Here is a 15,039-nt window from a genome sequence, read left to right as displayed (position 1 = left end):
GCCCCCCGCCGCCGCGGCGGGAGCCCGGCGACCCGGGTCCGAGGTCAAGCTAACCCGCACGCCACGGGTGCGCAGGGCGGAGCACGGCCGGGCCGTCCGTCCCGCGCGCCCTGCCCGGTCAGTGGAGGTTCGGACGGCGGTGCGGGGGCTGCTCGGGGGTCGGGCGCCGTTCGGGGGCGGGGATGGCGCGGGTGACGGGGCCGTTCCCGTTCATGAGCACCGGACTCCCGTGGTGGTGGATCGTCAGCGGTGCGCCGTTCAGCAGCCGGTACGTCGCCTTGTCGGCCTCGATCTCCACGCTCACGCAGCGGCCGCGGAACTGGAGCCGGAAGGCGAGCCGGCTGAACTTCTCGGGCAGCCGGGGCGAGAACCGGAGGCTCTCGCCGTCGCGGCGGGTGCCGCCGAAGCCGGCGACCAGCGCCATCCACGTCCCGGCCAGGGAGGCGATGTGCAGCCCGTCGCGGGTGTTGTGCTCCAGGTCCGCCAGGTCCATCAGGGCGGCCTCGGCGGCGTAGTCGTAGGCCAGGCGCAGATGTCCGGTCTGGGCGGCGACGACGGCCTGGCAGCACGCCGACAGGGACGAGTCCCGCACGGTCAGCGATTCGTAGTAGGCGAAGTTGCGGGCGATCTGGTCCTCGTCGCAGTGCTCGTCGAACCAATTGCCGCAGGTGTACATCGCGAGGACCAGGTCGGCCTGTTTGACGACCTGTTTGCGGTAGATGTCGAAGTAGGGGAAGTGCAGCATCAGCGGGTACTGGTCCGCGGTGGTGCGGGCGAAGTCCCAGCGCTGGTGACGGGTGAAGCCGGCGTCCTGCTCGTGCACGCGCAGCTCCTCGTTGTACGGGATGTGCACGGCCTCGGCGGCGTCCCGCCAGGCGGCGCTCTCCTCCTCGTCGACGCCGAGCCGGGACGCCCGGTCGGGGTGGCGTTCGCAGGCGTCGGCGGCGGTGAGGAGGTTCGAGCGCGCCATGAGGTTGGTGTACACGTTGTCGTCGGCGATGGCGCTGTACTCGTCGGGGCCGGTGACGCCGTCGATGTGGAAGACGCCGTGGTGGTCGTGGTGGCCGAGGGACCGCCACAGCCGGGCGGTCTCCACCAGGAGCTCCAGGCCCGTGTCCCGCTCGAAGTCGGTGTCGCCGGTCGCCGCCACGTACCGCACCACCGCGTGCGCGATGTCGGCGCCCACGTGGAAGGCGGCGGTGCCGGCCGGCCAGTACGCGGAGCCCTCCGAGCCGTCGATGGTCCGCCAGGGGAACGCCGCCCCGCGCAGTCCCAGCTGGGCGGCGCGGTCCCGGGCGGCGGGCAGGGTGTCCTGGCGCCAGCGCAGCGCCTCGGCGACGGCCCTGGGCTCGGTGTAGGTCAGCACGGGCAGGACGAACATCTCGGTGTCCCAGAAGGCGTGTCCGTCGTACCCGGAACCGGTCAGCCCCTTGGCCGGGATCGCCCGCTGCTCGGCGCGTGCGCCGGCCTGCAGCACGTGGAACAGGGCGAAGCGGACGGCCTGCTGGATCTCCTCGTCGCCGTGCACCTCGACGTCCGCCCGGGCCCAGAAGTCGTCGAGGTAGGCCTGCTGTTCGGCCACCAGACCGTCCCAGCCGCTATGTGCCGCGGCGGCCAGCGCCGCCTCGACCTGGTCGCTCATCGCGGGCCGGGAGCGGGCGCTCGACCAGCCGTGGGCGACCGTCTTCTGCACGCGCAGCCGCTGCCCCGGTTCCAGGACGGAGGTGATGGTCAGGCGGGCCACGTCCACGTTGCTCTCGCTGCCGGTGGTGGTCTGCTCGGGGCCGTCGACGACGTGGTCGGCGGCCACGGCGACCCTGAGGCCGCTGCGCCGGGTGCGGTGGACCAGGCGCAGCCGGGGGCCGAGTGCGAGGTCCTCCTCCGGTTCGAGCGGGGACTTCAGCGCCTTGGCCGTGCGCGGGTCGCCGTCCGGGCCGGGCAGGCTCTCGTTGGTGACGAGCTCGGACTGGATGACCACCCGGGTCCGGCTGTCGACGGGTTCCACCTCGTACTCGACGGCGGCGATGGCCCGCTGGGTGAGGGAGACCAGCCGGGTGGAGCGCACCCGGACGGTCGAGCCGGCCGGCGAGGTCCACTCGCAGATCCGCTCCAGCACGCCGCGCCGCAGGTCCAGGGTGCGTTCGTGCTTGACGAGCCGTCCGTAGCGCAGGTCGAACGGCTCGTCGTCGACCAGCAGGCGCAGCAGCTTGCCGTTGGTGACGTTGATGACGGTCTGCCCGGCCTCGGGGTAGCCGTAGCCGGCCTCGGCGTAGGGCAGGGGGTGGAGTTCGTAGACGCCGTTGAGGTAGCTGCCGGGCAGACCGTGCGGTTCTCCCTCGTCGAGGTTGCCGCGCCAGCCGATGTGCCCGTTGGACAGGGCGAAGACGGACTCGCTCTGGGCGAGGAGGTCGAGGTTGAGCTCGGTCTCGCGCACCGACCAGGGCTCGACCGCGTAGGTCCGGTTGGTGATCACGCGTGGCCCCCCAGCTCGGCGAGGTCCTTGACGACGCGGTCGGCGCCGTGGGCGTACAGGGCGTCGGTCTGGCCGACGCGGTCGACGCCGACGACGTACCCGAAGTGGCCGGAGCGGCCGGCGTCCATGCCGGCGAGGGCGTCCTCGAAGACGGCGGCGCGGGACGGGTCGACGCCGAGGTCGCGGGCGGCGGCCAGGAAGGTGTCGGGGCGTGGTTTGCCCGGGAGTTTCCGCTCGCGCGCCACCACGCCGTCGATCCGTACGTCGAACAGGCGCTCGGCGTCGATGGAGCGCAGCACGTCCACGGTGTTGGCGCTGGAGGAGACGATCGCGGTGGCGAGCCCGGCCGAGCGGACGGCGTCGATGTAGCGCAGCGTGCCGTCGTACGCCTCGACGCCCTCGGTGCGGATCTTCTCCAGGACCAGCTCGTTCTTGCGGTTGCCGACCCCGTTGACCGTCTGCGCGTCCGGCGGGTCGTCGGGAGAGCCCTCGGGCAGTTCGATGCCGCGCGAGGCAAGGAAGGTGCGCACTCCGTCGGCGCGGGGGCGGCCGTCGACGTACTCGTCGTAGTCGGAGTCGGTGAACGGGCGGAAGTCCGCGCCGTCACGCTCGCGCAGGAAGGCGTCGAACGTCTCCTTCCAGGCGGCGGCGTGCACCACCGCCGTCCGGGTGACGACCCCGTCGAGGTCGAAGAGGCAGGCCTGGATGTCATCGGGAAGTCCGAGCTGCGTCGTCATACCCGACACAGTTCCCCGCCGGGGCGCGTCCCATCGGGTGGTACCTGCCACAAGGCGACGCCGTCGGGTCGGGGCCCCACCGCCCGGGGCGCGGCCCGGACGCCGGTCGAGGGCCAGGGCTACGGGGTCGTCCGTCACACCGGACCCGAGGCCGAGGTGATGGTCCAGCACGACGCACTCGGCGCGCCCACCCTGCCGGTGCTGTGGGAACTGGACGAACGCCTGGAACCGATACGCCGGATCAGCACGGCGTCCGGTCTCCAGCGCATCCCGAGCGGATACCTCGTGATGCGGACGTCCGGCCGCTGGGCCCTGGAGCCCCGGGGCTGAGCCACCTCGTCGGCGGGCCGGGGAGAGTCGCTCTCCCCGGCCCGCCGACGACGCCGGATCACCCGGTGGCACACTCTCCGGTGTGCCGCTGACATTCGACGACCTCCTCGCCCGCGCCCGTGCCCTCCCCCGCGGCGGACGGCGCGCGGTCCTCGGCATCGCGGGGAGCCCCGGAGCCGGGAAGTCCACGCTCGCCGAGGCCCTGGTGCGGAAGCTGAACGGACCGGACGGGACGTGGGCCGCGCACGTCCCCATGGACGGTTTCCACCTCGCCGACGCCGAGCTGGACCGGCTCGGCCGCCGGGACCGCAAGGGCGCGCCGGACACCTTCGACGCGGCCGGGTACGCGGCGCTGCTGCGCCGGCTGCGCGAGCAGGGGGCCGAGGGCGCAGAGAGCGCCGAGGAGACGGTCTACGCACCCGGTTTCGAGCGGGTGCTGGAGCAGCCGCTCGCCGGGGCCGTCCCGGTGCCGCCGACGGCCCGGCTGGTCGTGACGGAGGGCAACTACCTCCTGCTGGGCACCGGCGCGTGGGCACGGGTGCGGTCCTCGCTCGACGAGGTGTGGTTCTGCGAGGTGCCCGAGGAGGAGCGGGTGCGCCGACTGGTGGCCCGGCACGAGGAGTTCGGCAAGTCCCACGAGGACGCGGTGGCGTGGGTGCGGGGCACCGACCGGCGCAACGCCGACCTGGTGGCCGCGACCCGTGGCCGCGCCGACCTCGTCGTACCGGAGGCGGCACTGCCCCGTGGGGGGCCGCCGCGCTGAACCCCACCGCGTCGGGCGACGCGCGGTCGGGCACGACGGTCGGGGGACGACGGCCGTTCCCCGGCGGCGCCCGCGGCCGACGCCCGCGCGTGCGGTGCGCGGGCCGCCGGCCGTGTCCGGCTCCGCGGCGGCCGAGGCCACGGGACGGCCGCTCGGGCCGTCGGCGGCCGGCCCGTCGACGGCACCGGTCACCCGGTGACGGTCCACCGCCGCCGGTACGTGGTGAGGTGTACGAGGCCCGCCGTCAGGACGCCGCGTTCGGGAACCCCTCGGCACTGACGTGGGGCAGCACGCCGCTCGCCACGCGGTAGCGGCCGTTGGGCACGTCCGTGGACTTGCCGACGTGCACCGCCAGCGGCCCCGCCCACTCGTAGCCGCGCCGCTCGGCGTGCCGGACCAGGCTGTCGGTGAGCACCTGGCCCACCCGGCCGTCACGGCGCGCCAGTTCGTCGTGGACGCCCTCGGCGAGTTCGACGTCGTAGGCGTTGGGGACCATGACCCGGCCCTCGGCGCAGACGACGGCCTTGCTGTCGCACTCGGTGCGCAGGGCGTCGAGGATCTCGACGGGCTCCTTGTCGAGCACCCGCGCCCACAGCGCTTCCCATCGGTCTTCGAGGGCCTTCTCCAGCGCGCTGATGGCGCCCATACGGTGTCACCTGCCGGTGTTCGGGGTCGGATGCTTCTCGGGGTCGGACGCCGTGGGGGCGCCCGGCCGGCGCGCGGCTACGGCGCGGTCATTCCTCGTCGTAGTCGTCGGGCCGCACGTGGGCCTCTTCCAGAGCCTCGCGCATGGTCCGGCCGGTGCCGCCGGGCGAGCGCCGGGCGTCCTCCTCGCGCTGGTCGAGGACGTCGTCGGTGGCATCGGTCTTCGGCCGGTTCTCTTCCGGGACGGTCATGACGGGGTCTCCTCGTCGGTGGTGCGGGGTTCTTCCGTGGCGGCGGGTTCCCGCCCGGCGCGGTGCTATCCCCCGCGGGACGTCACGTCTCCCGCGCGGGGCACGGCCGTCCCGGACGGCGCCCTGACGGGCGCGGCCGGTGGGCTATGTTGACCTCCGTGGGAGACAAAGGAGGCGCACCCGTGCCATCGCCGCAGCAGGCACGCGCCCAGGCGTCGGCGATCACCCCGGGACGGACGGCCCCGGACACGGAGGTCTCCCCCACCTCCCGGCTGAGGACGCTGTTCGACCGCCCCCGTCTCTCCCCGGGTCAGCGTCGCATCGCCCAGTACCTGATCGAGAACCTCACCGAGGCGGCGTTCCTGTCGATCACGGACCTCGCCGACCGCGTCGGTGTCAGCCAGCCGTCGGTGACGCGGTTCGCGTCGGCGGTCGGCTTCAGCGGCTACCCGGCGCTGCGGGAGCGGCTGCAGTCGATCGCGCTGGGCGGCCGCGGCGGCGCCCCGGCCGAGGAGAACGGCGGCAACGAACTGCAGGCGGCCGTCGACGCCGAGATCGAGAACCTGGAGAACCTGCGGCGCGACTTCGCCGACCCCGGGCAGGTCGTCGAGACCGGCCGGAAACTGGCCGCGTCCGCGCCGCTGACCGTCCTCGGGCTGCGCATCTCCGTGTCGCTCGCCGAGTACTTCGCCTACGCCGCCCGCCGCGTCCACCCCGACGTCCGGCTGGTCACCCGCGGCGGCAGCGTCGCCTACGACGCCCTTCTGCAGGCCCGGGAGGCGGGCGGCACCTGGGTGCTGGCCTTCTCCCTGCCCCGGCACGCCCAGGAGACCCTGGGCGCCGTCCGGGTGGCCCGCGGGGCCGGGCTGAAGGTGGCGCTGATCACCGACCTGGCGCTCGGTCCGGTGGCCGACGAGGCCGACGTCACCTTCGCCACCGGCACCGGGTCCCGGCTGGTCTTCGACTCGTACGCGGCGCCGGGCGTGATGTGCGCGGCACTGCTCCAGGCCATGACCGACGCCGATCCGGAACGGACCCAGGCCCGGCTGGAGGAGTACGAGCAGCTCGCGGAGCGGCACCAGTTCTTCCTGCGGGACTGAACCCGGGCACCGGGACACGGGGCGCCCACCGAAGCAGACATGAATGTTTTCATACGTCTTGCAAAGCGGATGGCATATATAAATACTGCTCACGGGTCGCGACCCGGTCACCCGGACCGCGCCCGCACCTGCGCGAACGTCCTGGCCGCCGGCTCCTGCCCGCTCCGGCGCGTCCCGGGGTGTTCGGTCGGGCATCGCCTGCGCGAACACCCGCGGCGGTCCCGGTCATCCCCCTGGGCCGGGGCCGTCCCCCATCCGTCGCAGCGCCCCGCCTGCGCCGCACACCGGAAGCGATGATCATGCCCCTGACGACCACGCGCCTCAGCCAGGACTGGCCGTGCCAGGTCAAGAACCCCGGCAGCCACGACTGGGAGCGCTCGGCCGCCAAGTGGCTGCGCGAGCTGGTGCCGGCCCGCTACGCCGGTTATCCGGCGCTGATCCGGCACCCCGTCCTGCTCGCCCGCCACGCGCAGATCCAGGTGCAGCACGAGATCCGGGTGGCCCGTACCGCGCTGCAGACCGCCCGGGTCGACCTGCCGCGCCTCGGTCTGCACGAGTCGGTCATCGAGCACACGATCAAGCTCTACGCGGCGGAGCTCCGGCAGCTGCAGCACATCGCGCGCAGCGTGCGCGCGGTCACCGAGGCCCTGGTCGAGCGGAGCGCGGCCGGACGCTGACGCGGGGCCGGCGGGACGCTCTCCTGCCGACGAGTGGTGATCGGAACCCCTTCCCTGTGCCATGCTCATCCCGTGACGAGCGAGCACGCCACGCCGACGGATCCCGGCGCCGCGCCCGACCTGGCCACGCTGGCCCGGGTCGTCGCCGGACAACGTGCGGAGATCGACCGACTGCGCGACCTTGCCACGACGGCGGCCGTCGTGGAGCGGGCGAAGGGTGCCGTGATGGCGCTCACCGGCAACTCCGCCGAGGCGGCGCGCGAGATACTCGCCCGGCGTGCGGAGGCGGAGCGGCGCACCCTGCTGGAGGAGTGCTGGATCACGCTCGGCACCCTGCCCCCGCCGCCCGGCGCGGACCGTGTCCCGGCCGGCCCCGGCGGCACGGTCGTACCGCCCGCCCCGCGCCTCTGCGACGACCGTCTCCCGGACGGCCTCCCCCCGGACGACGCCTCGGCCGCTCCGGCCGGCCTCGCCGAGACCCTGGTGCACGTCGGCTCCCCGCGGGAACTCGCCCGGTGCCTCCGGGAGCGGCTCGCGCCCGGCGTCGGCGCGGACGCGGTGGTGCTCTACGCCCGGCTGCCCTCGGGCGGCCTGGAACTGGTGGGCCACGCGGGAATCGACGACGCGCAGGCGGCCCGGTGGCGGCAGGTGTCGCCGTTGAGCGGGATCCCCGCGCTGGAGGCCCTGCGCTCCGGTGAGCCCCGCTGGCTGGACGGCACCGGGCGGGACGGCGAGCGGTGGCCGCCGGCCGGTGACCCGTCCGGGCGCGGAGGTTCGCAGGCCTGGCTGCCGGTGCCGCCCGGGGCGTCGGCCGACGCGTGCCTCGGGGTGCTGCGCCACGACGACGGCCCCTTCACGCCCGGGGACCGGGACCGCCTGCGGAACACCGCTCGCCTGTGCGCCGGTTGGCTGCGGGCGTTCGCCGCCCGGCCGGAGCCCGTCGGGTCCGGTGCCGCCGACGCCGTGCAGCGGGTGTTCGACGCCCTGCCGGTCGCGGCGGTGCTGCTGACCCCGGTGCGCGCGCCCTCGGGGCGGGTCCGGGACTTCCGTGTGGACGCCGCGACCCCGTACGCCGCGCGGTTCGCCGGCGGCGACGACGCGGACCCGGTCGGCCGGCGGCTCCTGGGGTCGCTGCCGGAGACGGTGGCCGGGCCGCTGCGGCAGGGGTGCCTGCGCGCGCTGGCCACCGGGGAGCCGTACGAGAGCGAGCCGTTCGCCCACCGTGCCGCGCCGTACGGCGCGGCGGAGCCGGCCGCCCACTCGGTGCGGGCGGCGCCGCTGGGCGACGGGCTCGTCCTGTCCTGGATCCGGCACGACACCTCCGAGCGGCAGGAACAGCGGCTGGCCGACCTGCAACGGCTGGGCGACCTCGGCTGGGCGAACTGGAACCTGGTCACCCGCGAGGCCGTCTGGTCCGACCAGGTCTTCGCCATCTTCGGCCGGGATCCCGCACGCGGCCCGGTCGCCCTCACCGGTCTGCCCGGCCTCGCACTGCCCGACGAGGCTCCCGCGCTGACCCGGGCCGTGCGGGCGCTGACGCGTGAGGGACGACCGTGCGACGTCCCGTTCCGGACCATGACGCCGGCCGGTGTCCGGCATCTGCGGATCGTGGCCGAGGCGGTGACGGACGGCGACGGCACACCCGTCGAGGTGCACGGTTTCGTCCAGGACCTGACCGCGCGGCGCCGGGCGGAACTGGCGCTGGTCGAGAGCGAGCGGGCGATGCTGACCCAGCACGACGTGCTGCTGGCCGAGCGGACGCTGGCCGCCCGGTTGCAGGACGCGCTGCTGCCCCTGCCCCGGCGCCCCGTCCGGCCGGCCGGGCTGCGCGTCGAGATCGCCTATCTGCCCGCGCAGGCGGGCGTGCAGGTCGGCGGCGACTGGTTCAGCGCCATAGAACTGCCAGACGGGGACGCCCTGTTCGTGGTCGGCGACGTCGCCGGTCACGGTGTGGACGCCGTCGCCACGATGGCCCAGCTGCGCTTCACCGCCAAGGGCATGGTCATCACGGGTTCCTCGCTGACCGGCGCGCTGGCCCGCCTCAACACGCTGCTGCTGCACTCCCGGGGCGCCCACGGCACGGCGAGCATGGTCCTGGCCCGCTACTCACCCGCGCGGCGACGGCTGGTGTGGGCGCAGGCCGGTCATCTGCCGCCGCTGCTGCTGCGCGCCGGGAAGGCCCGCTACCTCGACCGGCCGAAGGGCATCCTGCTCGGGGCGAGCACCACACCCGTCTTCGCGGAGGCGGAGTGCCTCCTGGAGCCGGGCGACCGTCTCCTGCTGTACACGGACGGTCTGGTGGAGCGGCCCCCCGACGGCATCGACCGGGGCCTGGAGCGGCTCGCGCGGGCCGCCACGGTCCACGAGGCCGGCGCGGCGGGCGCCCTGGAGCCGCTGCTGGCCGCACTGCTGCCGGAGGCCGAACTGCGGGACGACGTCTGCGTCCTCGACATACAGGTGCCCGACGGCCGGGCGCCGGACGGTCCGGCGCGGGAGCCGTAGGCGGTACGGGTCAGTCCTCCACCGGGTGGCCGGGCTCGATGGTGAGGGCGTCGCCGAGCCGCAGCAGCGGCCCGCCGGGCGTCTCGCGCCCGCCCCAGTCGACCGGGTCGAGGACGAAGCCGACGTGATCGCCTCCGGTGACCCGCTCCACGACCCGGCCGACGAACCACGCCTCGACGTCCTCCAGCACGACCGTCCCGCCGTGCCCGTGGCGCCGGCGCACCTGCCGGAACTTGTCCACGTCGTCGCCGGTCCGCCCGCCGAACACCTCGGCCAGTTCGCGCTGTCCCCGGGCGAGCAGGTGGACGGCCAGGTACTCGGCGGACCGGGCCACCCGGAAGGTCCGGTTGACCTCGGACAGCCATACGACGAACCGCACGGGTTCCATGGAGCACTGGGAGGCGAAGCCGACCAGACAGCCCGCCTCCTCCCCGTCCGCGGCCGCCGTCACCACGCACATGTCCGGGTCGAGCCTGTCGAGAAAGACGTCCATGCCCGCCATGCTAGGCGGCCCGGGGACGGCTCAGGTCCCGAGAAGGCGGCGCAGGGCCGCCTTCATCGCCGCGACGAAGGCGTCCCGGCGCGGCTCGTCGAGGGCGTCCAGCGACAAGTACGGGTTGAGGTCCTCCAGTTCGACCAGCAGCAGCGCGCCGTCGGGGGCGCGGCAGGCGTCGACGCGCTGGATGCCGTGCTCGATGCCGTTCCACTCGATGAACCGCCGTGCGAACGCGAGGTCCTCCGGAGTGGCTTCGTAGGGTTCCAGCTGCCAGCGCCGGTCGGGGTGCGGCGCGTACAGGGCGTACTGGAAGTCGTGGTCGACGAAGTAGAAGGACACCTCGTAGGCGAAGTCGACGCGCGGCTGGACGAGGACGTCACCGGCTTCGGCGCGCACCTCCTGACGGACCCGGTCCGCCGGGACGAACCGCAGCCCGAGGGAGTCGGCGCCCAGCTTCGGCTTCACGACGTACTCCTCGGCCGCGGGCAGCCGTTCCAGGTGTTCCGGCCGGTCGGCGGTGGGGATGACGGGGTACCCGGCGGCCGTCAGGTCGAGCAGGTACTGCTTGCCGGCCATGTCCGCCCGGCCGGTGAGCTGGTTGTAGACGCGGGCACCGCACGCGGCCGCCCGCTCGCGGAAGGCGTCGTACGCGGCCCGGTGGCCCAGCACCGGACCGCTGTTGCGGACGACGACGGCATCGAAGCCGTCCAGCAGCGCGGCGGCGTCGCGCGGGTCGCACAGGGCCAGGTCGACGTCCTCGCGCAGCCGGGAGGTGAGGAAGATGTCCTCGTCGCAGTAGCGCCGCCCCCGGGCCTGATAGGCGAGGTCGGTGACGTAGAGGATGCGGGGACGGGCGGACGGCATGCGGAACTCCTCGGGACGGCCGCAAGGGATCGTATGCGGTCTCCGGGGAGAGGACGGTGGGGCCCACCCACTCCCCCTTCACCCTGCACTCAGTGCCACATTCTCTCCACCGGCCACAGCATCTTCCCCGCACAGGCCATGAATTCAGCGGCATGCGGCATCTTTACGCGTGGCACTCAGTGCCATACCCTGTCGTCGTGCGCGGTGGCACGGTCCGCCGCGCACACGCGTGCCCGGGCGACCGCGCACGCGGGATTCCGGCCCGAGTGCAGGGAGTTGACAGCGTGTACCACCCCTCAGGAAGCGTCGCTCAGCAGGCAGCCGGCTCCGCGACAGCCGTGCTCGGCCCCAGGGCCCCAAAGACCGAGGCCATCTGGTTCCAGCGCTGCACCTGGTGCGGCACCTCCATGTACCACCGGCTGCTGTGCCCGGTCTGCCGCGGCAGCGACCTGCGCACGGAGCGCAGCGAGGGCACCGGGACGGTGCGCCACACCACGGTGGTGCACCGCAACACCCCCGCCGCGCGCAATGTGTCCCTGATCGAGATGGCCGAGGGCTTCGTCCTGCGCGGCCGGGTCACGGGCCCGCTCATCGGCATCCACAGCGGGGACCGGGTGCGGCTGTCCACGGCCGAGGACCCGGTGCGGGGCGAGCCGGTCTTCCAGCTGGTCGACGAGCCGTACCGGGCCTGGACCTGAGCCGGGACCTCACGGCGTGAGCGTGATCGTGATCCCCACGGTGCCGTCCAGCCCCCGGCGCAGCCGGCTCCCGAAGAGGGTGAGCCGTCCGACGACGCCGTACTTGCGGGCGATGAGCGCGCGGTAGCGGCCGGCCGTGGCCGCGTCGCCGATCTCGGCGGTCGCCGGGACCTGGTCGCCCGTCGGATTACCCCGCACGTCGCAGGGACCGACCAGGACGTCGGCGCGCCTGCGGATGCGCTTGACCTTCCAGGAGTCGGCGGCCGTCCACACGCCGAGCACGTCCCCGTCCCGCACGACCCACACCGGGGTGGCGACCGGAGTGCCGTCCTTGCGGTAGCTGGTGACCAACAGGTACTTGCCGGCACCGAGCCGGGCCAAAGACGCCTCGTCCATGGTCGGGAAGTCTAGGGCCGTTCCCGCGGGCGCGTCGCCCGTACGCGACAGGTGCGCGCCGCGGCTCAGGTCAGGGCCGACGCCATCCTCCGTACCGCCTCCGTGATCACCTCCGGGGAGGTGGCGAGGTTGAGCCGGACGTGGCCCGCTCCGCCGGTGCCGAAGTCCGGGCCCGGGCTGAGCGCCACCCGGCCGCGTCGCAGGAAGACCTCCGCCGGGTCGTCGCCGAGGCCGAGCGCGCGGCAGTCGAGCCAGGCCAGGTAGGTCGCCTCCCCGGGGTGGTGGACGACGCCCGGCAGGTGCGCGGCCAGCAGGTCGGTGAGCAGCCGCCGGTTCTCGTCGAGCCCGGCGAGCACGGCGTCCAGCCAGGGGACGCCGTCGCGCAGGGCGGCGGTGTGGGCGATGACGCCGACATGGCTCGGACCGTGTCCGACCTCCTCGGGCATCCGGGCCAGGTCCCCGGCGGCGCCGGGGCCGGCGAGGGCGAGTGCCGCCTTGAGCCCGGGCAGGTTCCAGCCCTTGGACGCCGACATCAGCGAGAGGCCGCGTTCGGCGCCGGGGACGCTCAGGTACGGCACGAACCGCACGCCGCCGGCGACGACGGGCGCGTGGATCTCGTCGGCCACGACCCGGACGCCGTACCGTTCGGCGAGGGCGGCGACCGTGGCCAGTTCCTCGGCGGTGTGCACGGTGCCGGTCGGGTTGTGCGGGCTGCACAGCAGGTAGGCGGCCCGCCCGCCGCCGGCGACCGCCCGCCGGAAGGCGTCCTCCAGCACCTGCGGATCGATGCGCAGGTCCGCGCCGAGCGGCGCCTCGACCACGCGCCGGTCCATGTGCGCCACGAACTGGTAGAACGGCGGGTACACCGGCGGATCGACGATCACCGGGTCACCGGGGCCGGTGACCAGCTTGAGCATCTCGACGACGCCCAGCATCACGTCGGGCACGATCGCGGTGCGTTCCACGGCGAGGTCGTCCCAGCCCCAGCGCTTGCCCGCGAAGGCGGCCAGCGCCTCCGCGTAGGCGGTTCCGGCGGGGTAGCCGGTGTCGCCGAGTTCCACGGCGTCGGTGACGGCGCGCACGACGGGTTCGGCGAGCGGCACGTCCATCTCGGCCACCCACAGCGGCAGCACGTCCTCGGGGTGGGTGCGCCACTTCATGCTCGTACGGCGGCGCAGCCGGTCGAGGGTGAGCGCGCGCAGGGGGTCGGGTCCACGTGGCTGGTCCTGCGGGATCCTGGTCATGGGGCTCAAGATAGAGGCCGTGGAGCGACCGGGAAACGGGACGTCCGGGCGCCGGGGGACGGGCCGGGGCCACCGGGGCGGTGAACACGGCCGCCGCCGGGCCCGTACGGAGGGAGGGCGCTCGACGTCCGCGGGGCCCCGCGGCGGCGACGCCGCGTATCCGGCTCCGGGAGCGCACGCATGAGGCACGCACGACGACGCATCGTCCGGCGAGCGGCACGGCTGGCCGCCGTCGGCGGACTTCTCCTGGGCACCGCGATGGTCGCCCGGGCCGTGGCGGGCGAACCTCCCGGCGCCCCGGCCGTCCCGCACACAAGGGCGCTGCCGGCGTCCGCCACCGGCAGCGCCCTCGTCTCCCGCCTCGGCGCCTCCCGCACGGCGGGTCACTGGATCGGCTCCGACGGGCGGCCTGTCGTCGCGGTCACCGACGACGGGGCGGCCGACGAGGTGCGGCGGGCGGGCGCCGAGGCGAAGGTCGTCCGGCACAGCATGGCGGAGCTGAGGTCGGCGGCGTCCGCGCTGCGTGCGGCGCCCCGGGTGGCGGGGACGGCGTGGTCCCTCGACTACCGGTCGAACGAGGTGGTGGTACGGGGCGACAGCACCGTCTCCGGAGCCGACTGGTCACGGGTGACGAAGGTCGCGGAGGGCATCGGCGGTTTCGTCCGCGTGGAACGGGCCGAGGGCGCGTTCACGACGCGGCTGAGCGGGGCGCGGCCGATCCTGTCGGCGGCCGGCCGCTGCTCGGCGGGCTTCAACGTGACCGACGGCCGCGGCGACTTCATCCTCACCGCCGGTCACTGCGGGCCGACGGGGTCGGTGTGGTTCGGGGACGACGGGGGCGGCCGGCAGATCGGGAGGACGGTCGCCGGGAGTTTCCCGGGTGACGACTTCTCCCTGGTGGAGTACGCGAACGGCAGGGCGGGCGACGGCGCCGGCGTGGTGGCGGTCGGCGGCGGCGAAGGGGTGCGGATCACGGGGACGGGGGAAGCGGCCGTCGGACAGCGGGTCTTCCGCAGCGGCAGCACGAGCGGACTGCGCGACGGCCGGGTCACCGCGCTCGACGCGACGGTGAACTACCCGGAGGGCACCGTCTCCGGCCTCATCCAGACGGACGTGTGCGCCGAGCCCGGGGACAGCGGGGGCCCGCTGTTCTCCGAGGGGATCGCGCTCGGTGTGACGTCGGGGGGCAGCGGCGACTGCGCCGAGGGCGGCACGACGTTCTTCCAGCCGGTGACGGAGGCGCTGACGGCGCTCGGCATGCGGATGATCCTCTCGTCGCCGGACGGGTCCGGGCAGCGGGCCGCCCCCGGGCCGGCGCCCTCGGCCTCCGGCGACGCCGCTCCGGGCGCGGCGTCGCCGGGGACGCCGGAGCCGGTGACGGGTCCCGAGGGCACCGCGTCGCTGTCGAGGCTCACGGACCGCCGCAACGCCGGTCCCGGTCTGTTGGTGATCGCGGGCAGCCTGGTCGCGCTGGCGGCCACCCGCTGGCTGCGCGCCGAACAGGACCGCAAGGCGTACCGACGGCATTACTCGGGCACGTGGGGCTGAGCCGTGGCGGGCGCCGGCGGGTGGAGCCGACGGCGCCGTGACAGACGGCCGCGGACGGTACGAGAAGAGCACCCCCGACGGGGTGCCGGGGCTCCGATGCGCCGAGGAGCCTCAGGCGGTCAGGCGGCCTTCGCCGGCTCGGGGGCCGCGGCGGCCCACTCCAGGACGAGCCGCTGGTACTCCTCGCGCTGCTCGACGCTCAGTGTCCCGCCCGACCGGAGCCACAGGGCCCGGATCTCCTCGTTGACCTCGGCAGCCGATCGCTCGGAGGAGGGTTCAACAGTGGTGGACATGCTGTGAAGCATACGGCGCCGG

16 protein-coding genes are annotated in these 15,039 nt (G+C 74.5%); 7 read left to right on the top strand and 9 right to left on the bottom strand.

The annotated features are described in order from the left end of the window. Nucleotides 1–118: 118 nt before the first annotated feature. Together ACZ4V6_RS25365 and ACZ4V6_RS25360 are read right to left on the bottom strand one after the other, a co-directional pair. Nucleotides 119–2,473, bottom strand: coding sequence for a glycoside hydrolase family 65 protein (locus ACZ4V6_RS25365; protein ID WP_467831467.1), 2,355 nt, complete (start codon nt 2,471–2,473; stop codon nt 119–121). After that, nucleotides 2,470–3,210: a beta-phosphoglucomutase family hydrolase gene (locus ACZ4V6_RS25360; protein ID WP_467831465.1), complete on the bottom strand. Its 741-nt coding sequence runs from the start codon at nt 3,208–3,210 to the stop codon at nt 2,470–2,472. The genes ACZ4V6_RS25365 and ACZ4V6_RS25360 overlap by 4 nt, the downstream gene beginning before the upstream one ends. A 159-nt stretch (nt 3,211–3,369) precedes the next feature. On the opposite strand from ACZ4V6_RS25360, the gene ACZ4V6_RS25355 reads away from it, so the two are divergent. Beyond that, complete coding sequence (locus tag ACZ4V6_RS25355) at nt 3,370–3,540, top strand: hypothetical protein (RefSeq protein ID WP_467831462.1); 171 nt, start codon at nt 3,370–3,372, stop codon at nt 3,538–3,540. An 82-nt stretch (nt 3,541–3,622) separates the two neighbouring features. After that, a complete protein-coding gene (locus ACZ4V6_RS25350) occupies nt 3,623–4,303 on the top strand; it encodes a nucleoside/nucleotide kinase family protein (protein ID WP_467831460.1) in 681 nt (226 codons plus the stop codon). Nucleotides 4,304–4,547: 244 nt separating this feature from the next. On the opposite strand, the gene ACZ4V6_RS25345 is transcribed toward ACZ4V6_RS25350, so the two are convergent. Both ACZ4V6_RS25345 and ACZ4V6_RS25340 read right to left on the bottom strand, forming a co-directional pair. Next, nucleotides 4,548–4,949, bottom strand: coding sequence for a DUF3662 domain-containing protein (locus ACZ4V6_RS25345; RefSeq protein ID WP_467831458.1), 402 nt, complete (start codon nt 4,947–4,949; stop codon nt 4,548–4,550). An 88-nt stretch (nt 4,950–5,037) separates the two neighbouring features. Continuing rightward, complete coding sequence (locus tag ACZ4V6_RS25340) at nt 5,038–5,199, bottom strand: hypothetical protein (protein ID WP_467831455.1); 162 nt, start codon at nt 5,197–5,199, stop codon at nt 5,038–5,040. Between the two features lie 182 nt (nt 5,200–5,381). Here ACZ4V6_RS25340 and ACZ4V6_RS25335 point away from each other — a divergent pair, with 182 nt between their 5' ends. The 3 genes from ACZ4V6_RS25335 (at nt 5,382) to ACZ4V6_RS25325 (ending at nt 9,478) form a co-directional block, all read left to right on the top strand. Further along, complete coding sequence (locus ACZ4V6_RS25335) at nt 5,382–6,299, top strand: MurR/RpiR family transcriptional regulator (protein WP_467831453.1); 918 nt, start codon at nt 5,382–5,384, stop codon at nt 6,297–6,299. A gap of 293 nt (nt 6,300–6,592) precedes the next feature. Beyond that, complete coding sequence (locus ACZ4V6_RS25330) at nt 6,593–6,976, top strand: hypothetical protein (RefSeq protein WP_467831450.1); 384 nt, start codon at nt 6,593–6,595, stop codon at nt 6,974–6,976. A gap of 72 nt (nt 6,977–7,048) precedes the next feature. After that, on the top strand, nt 7,049–9,478 hold the full coding sequence (locus tag ACZ4V6_RS25325) for a SpoIIE family protein phosphatase (RefSeq protein WP_467831448.1): 2,430 nt from the start codon (nt 7,049–7,051) through the stop codon (nt 9,476–9,478). Between the two features lie 10 nt (nt 9,479–9,488). Here ACZ4V6_RS25325 and ACZ4V6_RS25320 read toward each other — a convergent pair whose 3' ends face one another. Both ACZ4V6_RS25320 and ACZ4V6_RS25315 read right to left on the bottom strand, forming a co-directional pair. After that, the gene (locus tag ACZ4V6_RS25320; RefSeq protein WP_467831444.1) at nt 9,489–9,980 is read right to left on the bottom strand and encodes a flavin reductase family protein; all 492 of its coding nucleotides are present in this window, start codon (nt 9,978–9,980) and stop codon (nt 9,489–9,491) included. Between the two features lie 21 nt (nt 9,981–10,001). Next, nucleotides 10,002–10,838 carry an ATP-grasp domain-containing protein gene (locus ACZ4V6_RS25315; RefSeq protein WP_467831441.1) on the bottom strand — a complete coding sequence of 279 codons (837 nt, stop codon included), beginning with the start codon at nt 10,836–10,838 and terminating at the stop codon, nt 10,002–10,004. Nucleotides 10,839–11,122: 284 nt separating this feature from the next. Here ACZ4V6_RS25315 and ACZ4V6_RS25310 point away from each other — a divergent pair, with 284 nt between their 5' ends. After that, on the top strand, nt 11,123–11,536 hold the full coding sequence (locus tag ACZ4V6_RS25310; RefSeq protein WP_467831439.1) for a Zn-ribbon domain-containing OB-fold protein: 414 nt from the start codon (nt 11,123–11,125) through the stop codon (nt 11,534–11,536). A 9-nt stretch (nt 11,537–11,545) separates the two neighbouring features. Here the strand turns inward: ACZ4V6_RS25310 and ACZ4V6_RS25305 are convergent, their stop codons facing one another. Together ACZ4V6_RS25305 and ACZ4V6_RS25300 are read right to left on the bottom strand one after the other, a co-directional pair. Continuing rightward, on the bottom strand, nt 11,546–11,932 hold the full coding sequence (locus ACZ4V6_RS25305) for a PPOX class F420-dependent oxidoreductase (protein WP_467831436.1): 387 nt from the start codon (nt 11,930–11,932) through the stop codon (nt 11,546–11,548). Nucleotides 11,933–11,997: 65 nt separating this feature from the next. Continuing rightward, complete coding sequence (locus ACZ4V6_RS25300; protein ID WP_467831434.1) at nt 11,998–13,176, bottom strand: MalY/PatB family protein; 1,179 nt, start codon at nt 13,174–13,176, stop codon at nt 11,998–12,000. Between the two features lie 180 nt (nt 13,177–13,356). Between ACZ4V6_RS25300 and ACZ4V6_RS25295 the strand changes: the two genes are divergently transcribed. After that, complete coding sequence (locus tag ACZ4V6_RS25295; RefSeq protein WP_467831432.1) at nt 13,357–14,724, top strand: S1 family peptidase; 1,368 nt, start codon at nt 13,357–13,359, stop codon at nt 14,722–14,724. 119 nt (nt 14,725–14,843) lie between these two features. Here the strand turns inward: ACZ4V6_RS25295 and ACZ4V6_RS25290 are convergent, their stop codons facing one another. Beyond that, nucleotides 14,844–15,029 (bottom strand): hypothetical protein, encoded by a 186-nt coding sequence (locus ACZ4V6_RS25290; RefSeq protein WP_077797204.1) that lies wholly within the window; start codon nt 15,027–15,029, stop codon nt 14,844–14,846. Nucleotides 15,030–15,039: the final 10 nt, after the last annotated feature.

The sequence above is a fragment of the Streptomyces sp. NPDC029152 genome (genome assembly GCF_055564355.1).
Note: the sequence above shows the minus strand (reverse complement) of the source record. Positions and strands in the feature narration are given on the sequence as shown.

Coding starts and splice junctions, on each gene's coding strand:
- ACZ4V6_RS25320 (WP_467831444.1), bottom strand. CDS start 9,980: ATGGCGGGCATGGACGTCTTTCTCGACAGGCTCGACCCGGACATGTGC.
- ACZ4V6_RS25305 (WP_467831436.1), bottom strand. CDS start 11,932: ATGGACGAGGCGTCTTTGGCCCGGCTCGGTGCCGGCAAGTACCTGTTG.
- ACZ4V6_RS25315 (WP_467831441.1), bottom strand. CDS start 10,838: ATGCCGTCCGCCCGTCCCCGCATCCTCTACGTCACCGACCTCGCCTAT.
- ACZ4V6_RS25345 (WP_467831458.1), bottom strand. CDS start 4,949: ATGGGCGCCATCAGCGCGCTGGAGAAGGCCCTCGAAGACCGATGGGAA.
- ACZ4V6_RS25330 (WP_467831450.1), top strand. CDS start 6,593: ATGATCATGCCCCTGACGACCACGCGCCTCAGCCAGGACTGGCCGTGC.
- ACZ4V6_RS25290 (WP_077797204.1), bottom strand. CDS start 15,029: ATGCTTCACAGCATGTCCACCACTGTTGAACCCTCCTCCGAGCGATCG.
- ACZ4V6_RS25360 (WP_467831465.1), bottom strand. CDS start 3,210: ATGACGACGCAGCTCGGACTTCCCGATGACATCCAGGCCTGCCTCTTC.
- ACZ4V6_RS25300 (WP_467831434.1), bottom strand. CDS start 13,176: ATGACCAGGATCCCGCAGGACCAGCCACGTGGACCCGACCCCCTGCGC.
- ACZ4V6_RS25295 (WP_467831432.1), top strand. CDS start 13,357: ATGAGGCACGCACGACGACGCATCGTCCGGCGAGCGGCACGGCTGGCC.
- ACZ4V6_RS25355 (WP_467831462.1), top strand. CDS start 3,370: ATGGTCCAGCACGACGCACTCGGCGCGCCCACCCTGCCGGTGCTGTGG.
- ACZ4V6_RS25340 (WP_467831455.1), bottom strand. CDS start 5,199: ATGACCGTCCCGGAAGAGAACCGGCCGAAGACCGATGCCACCGACGAC.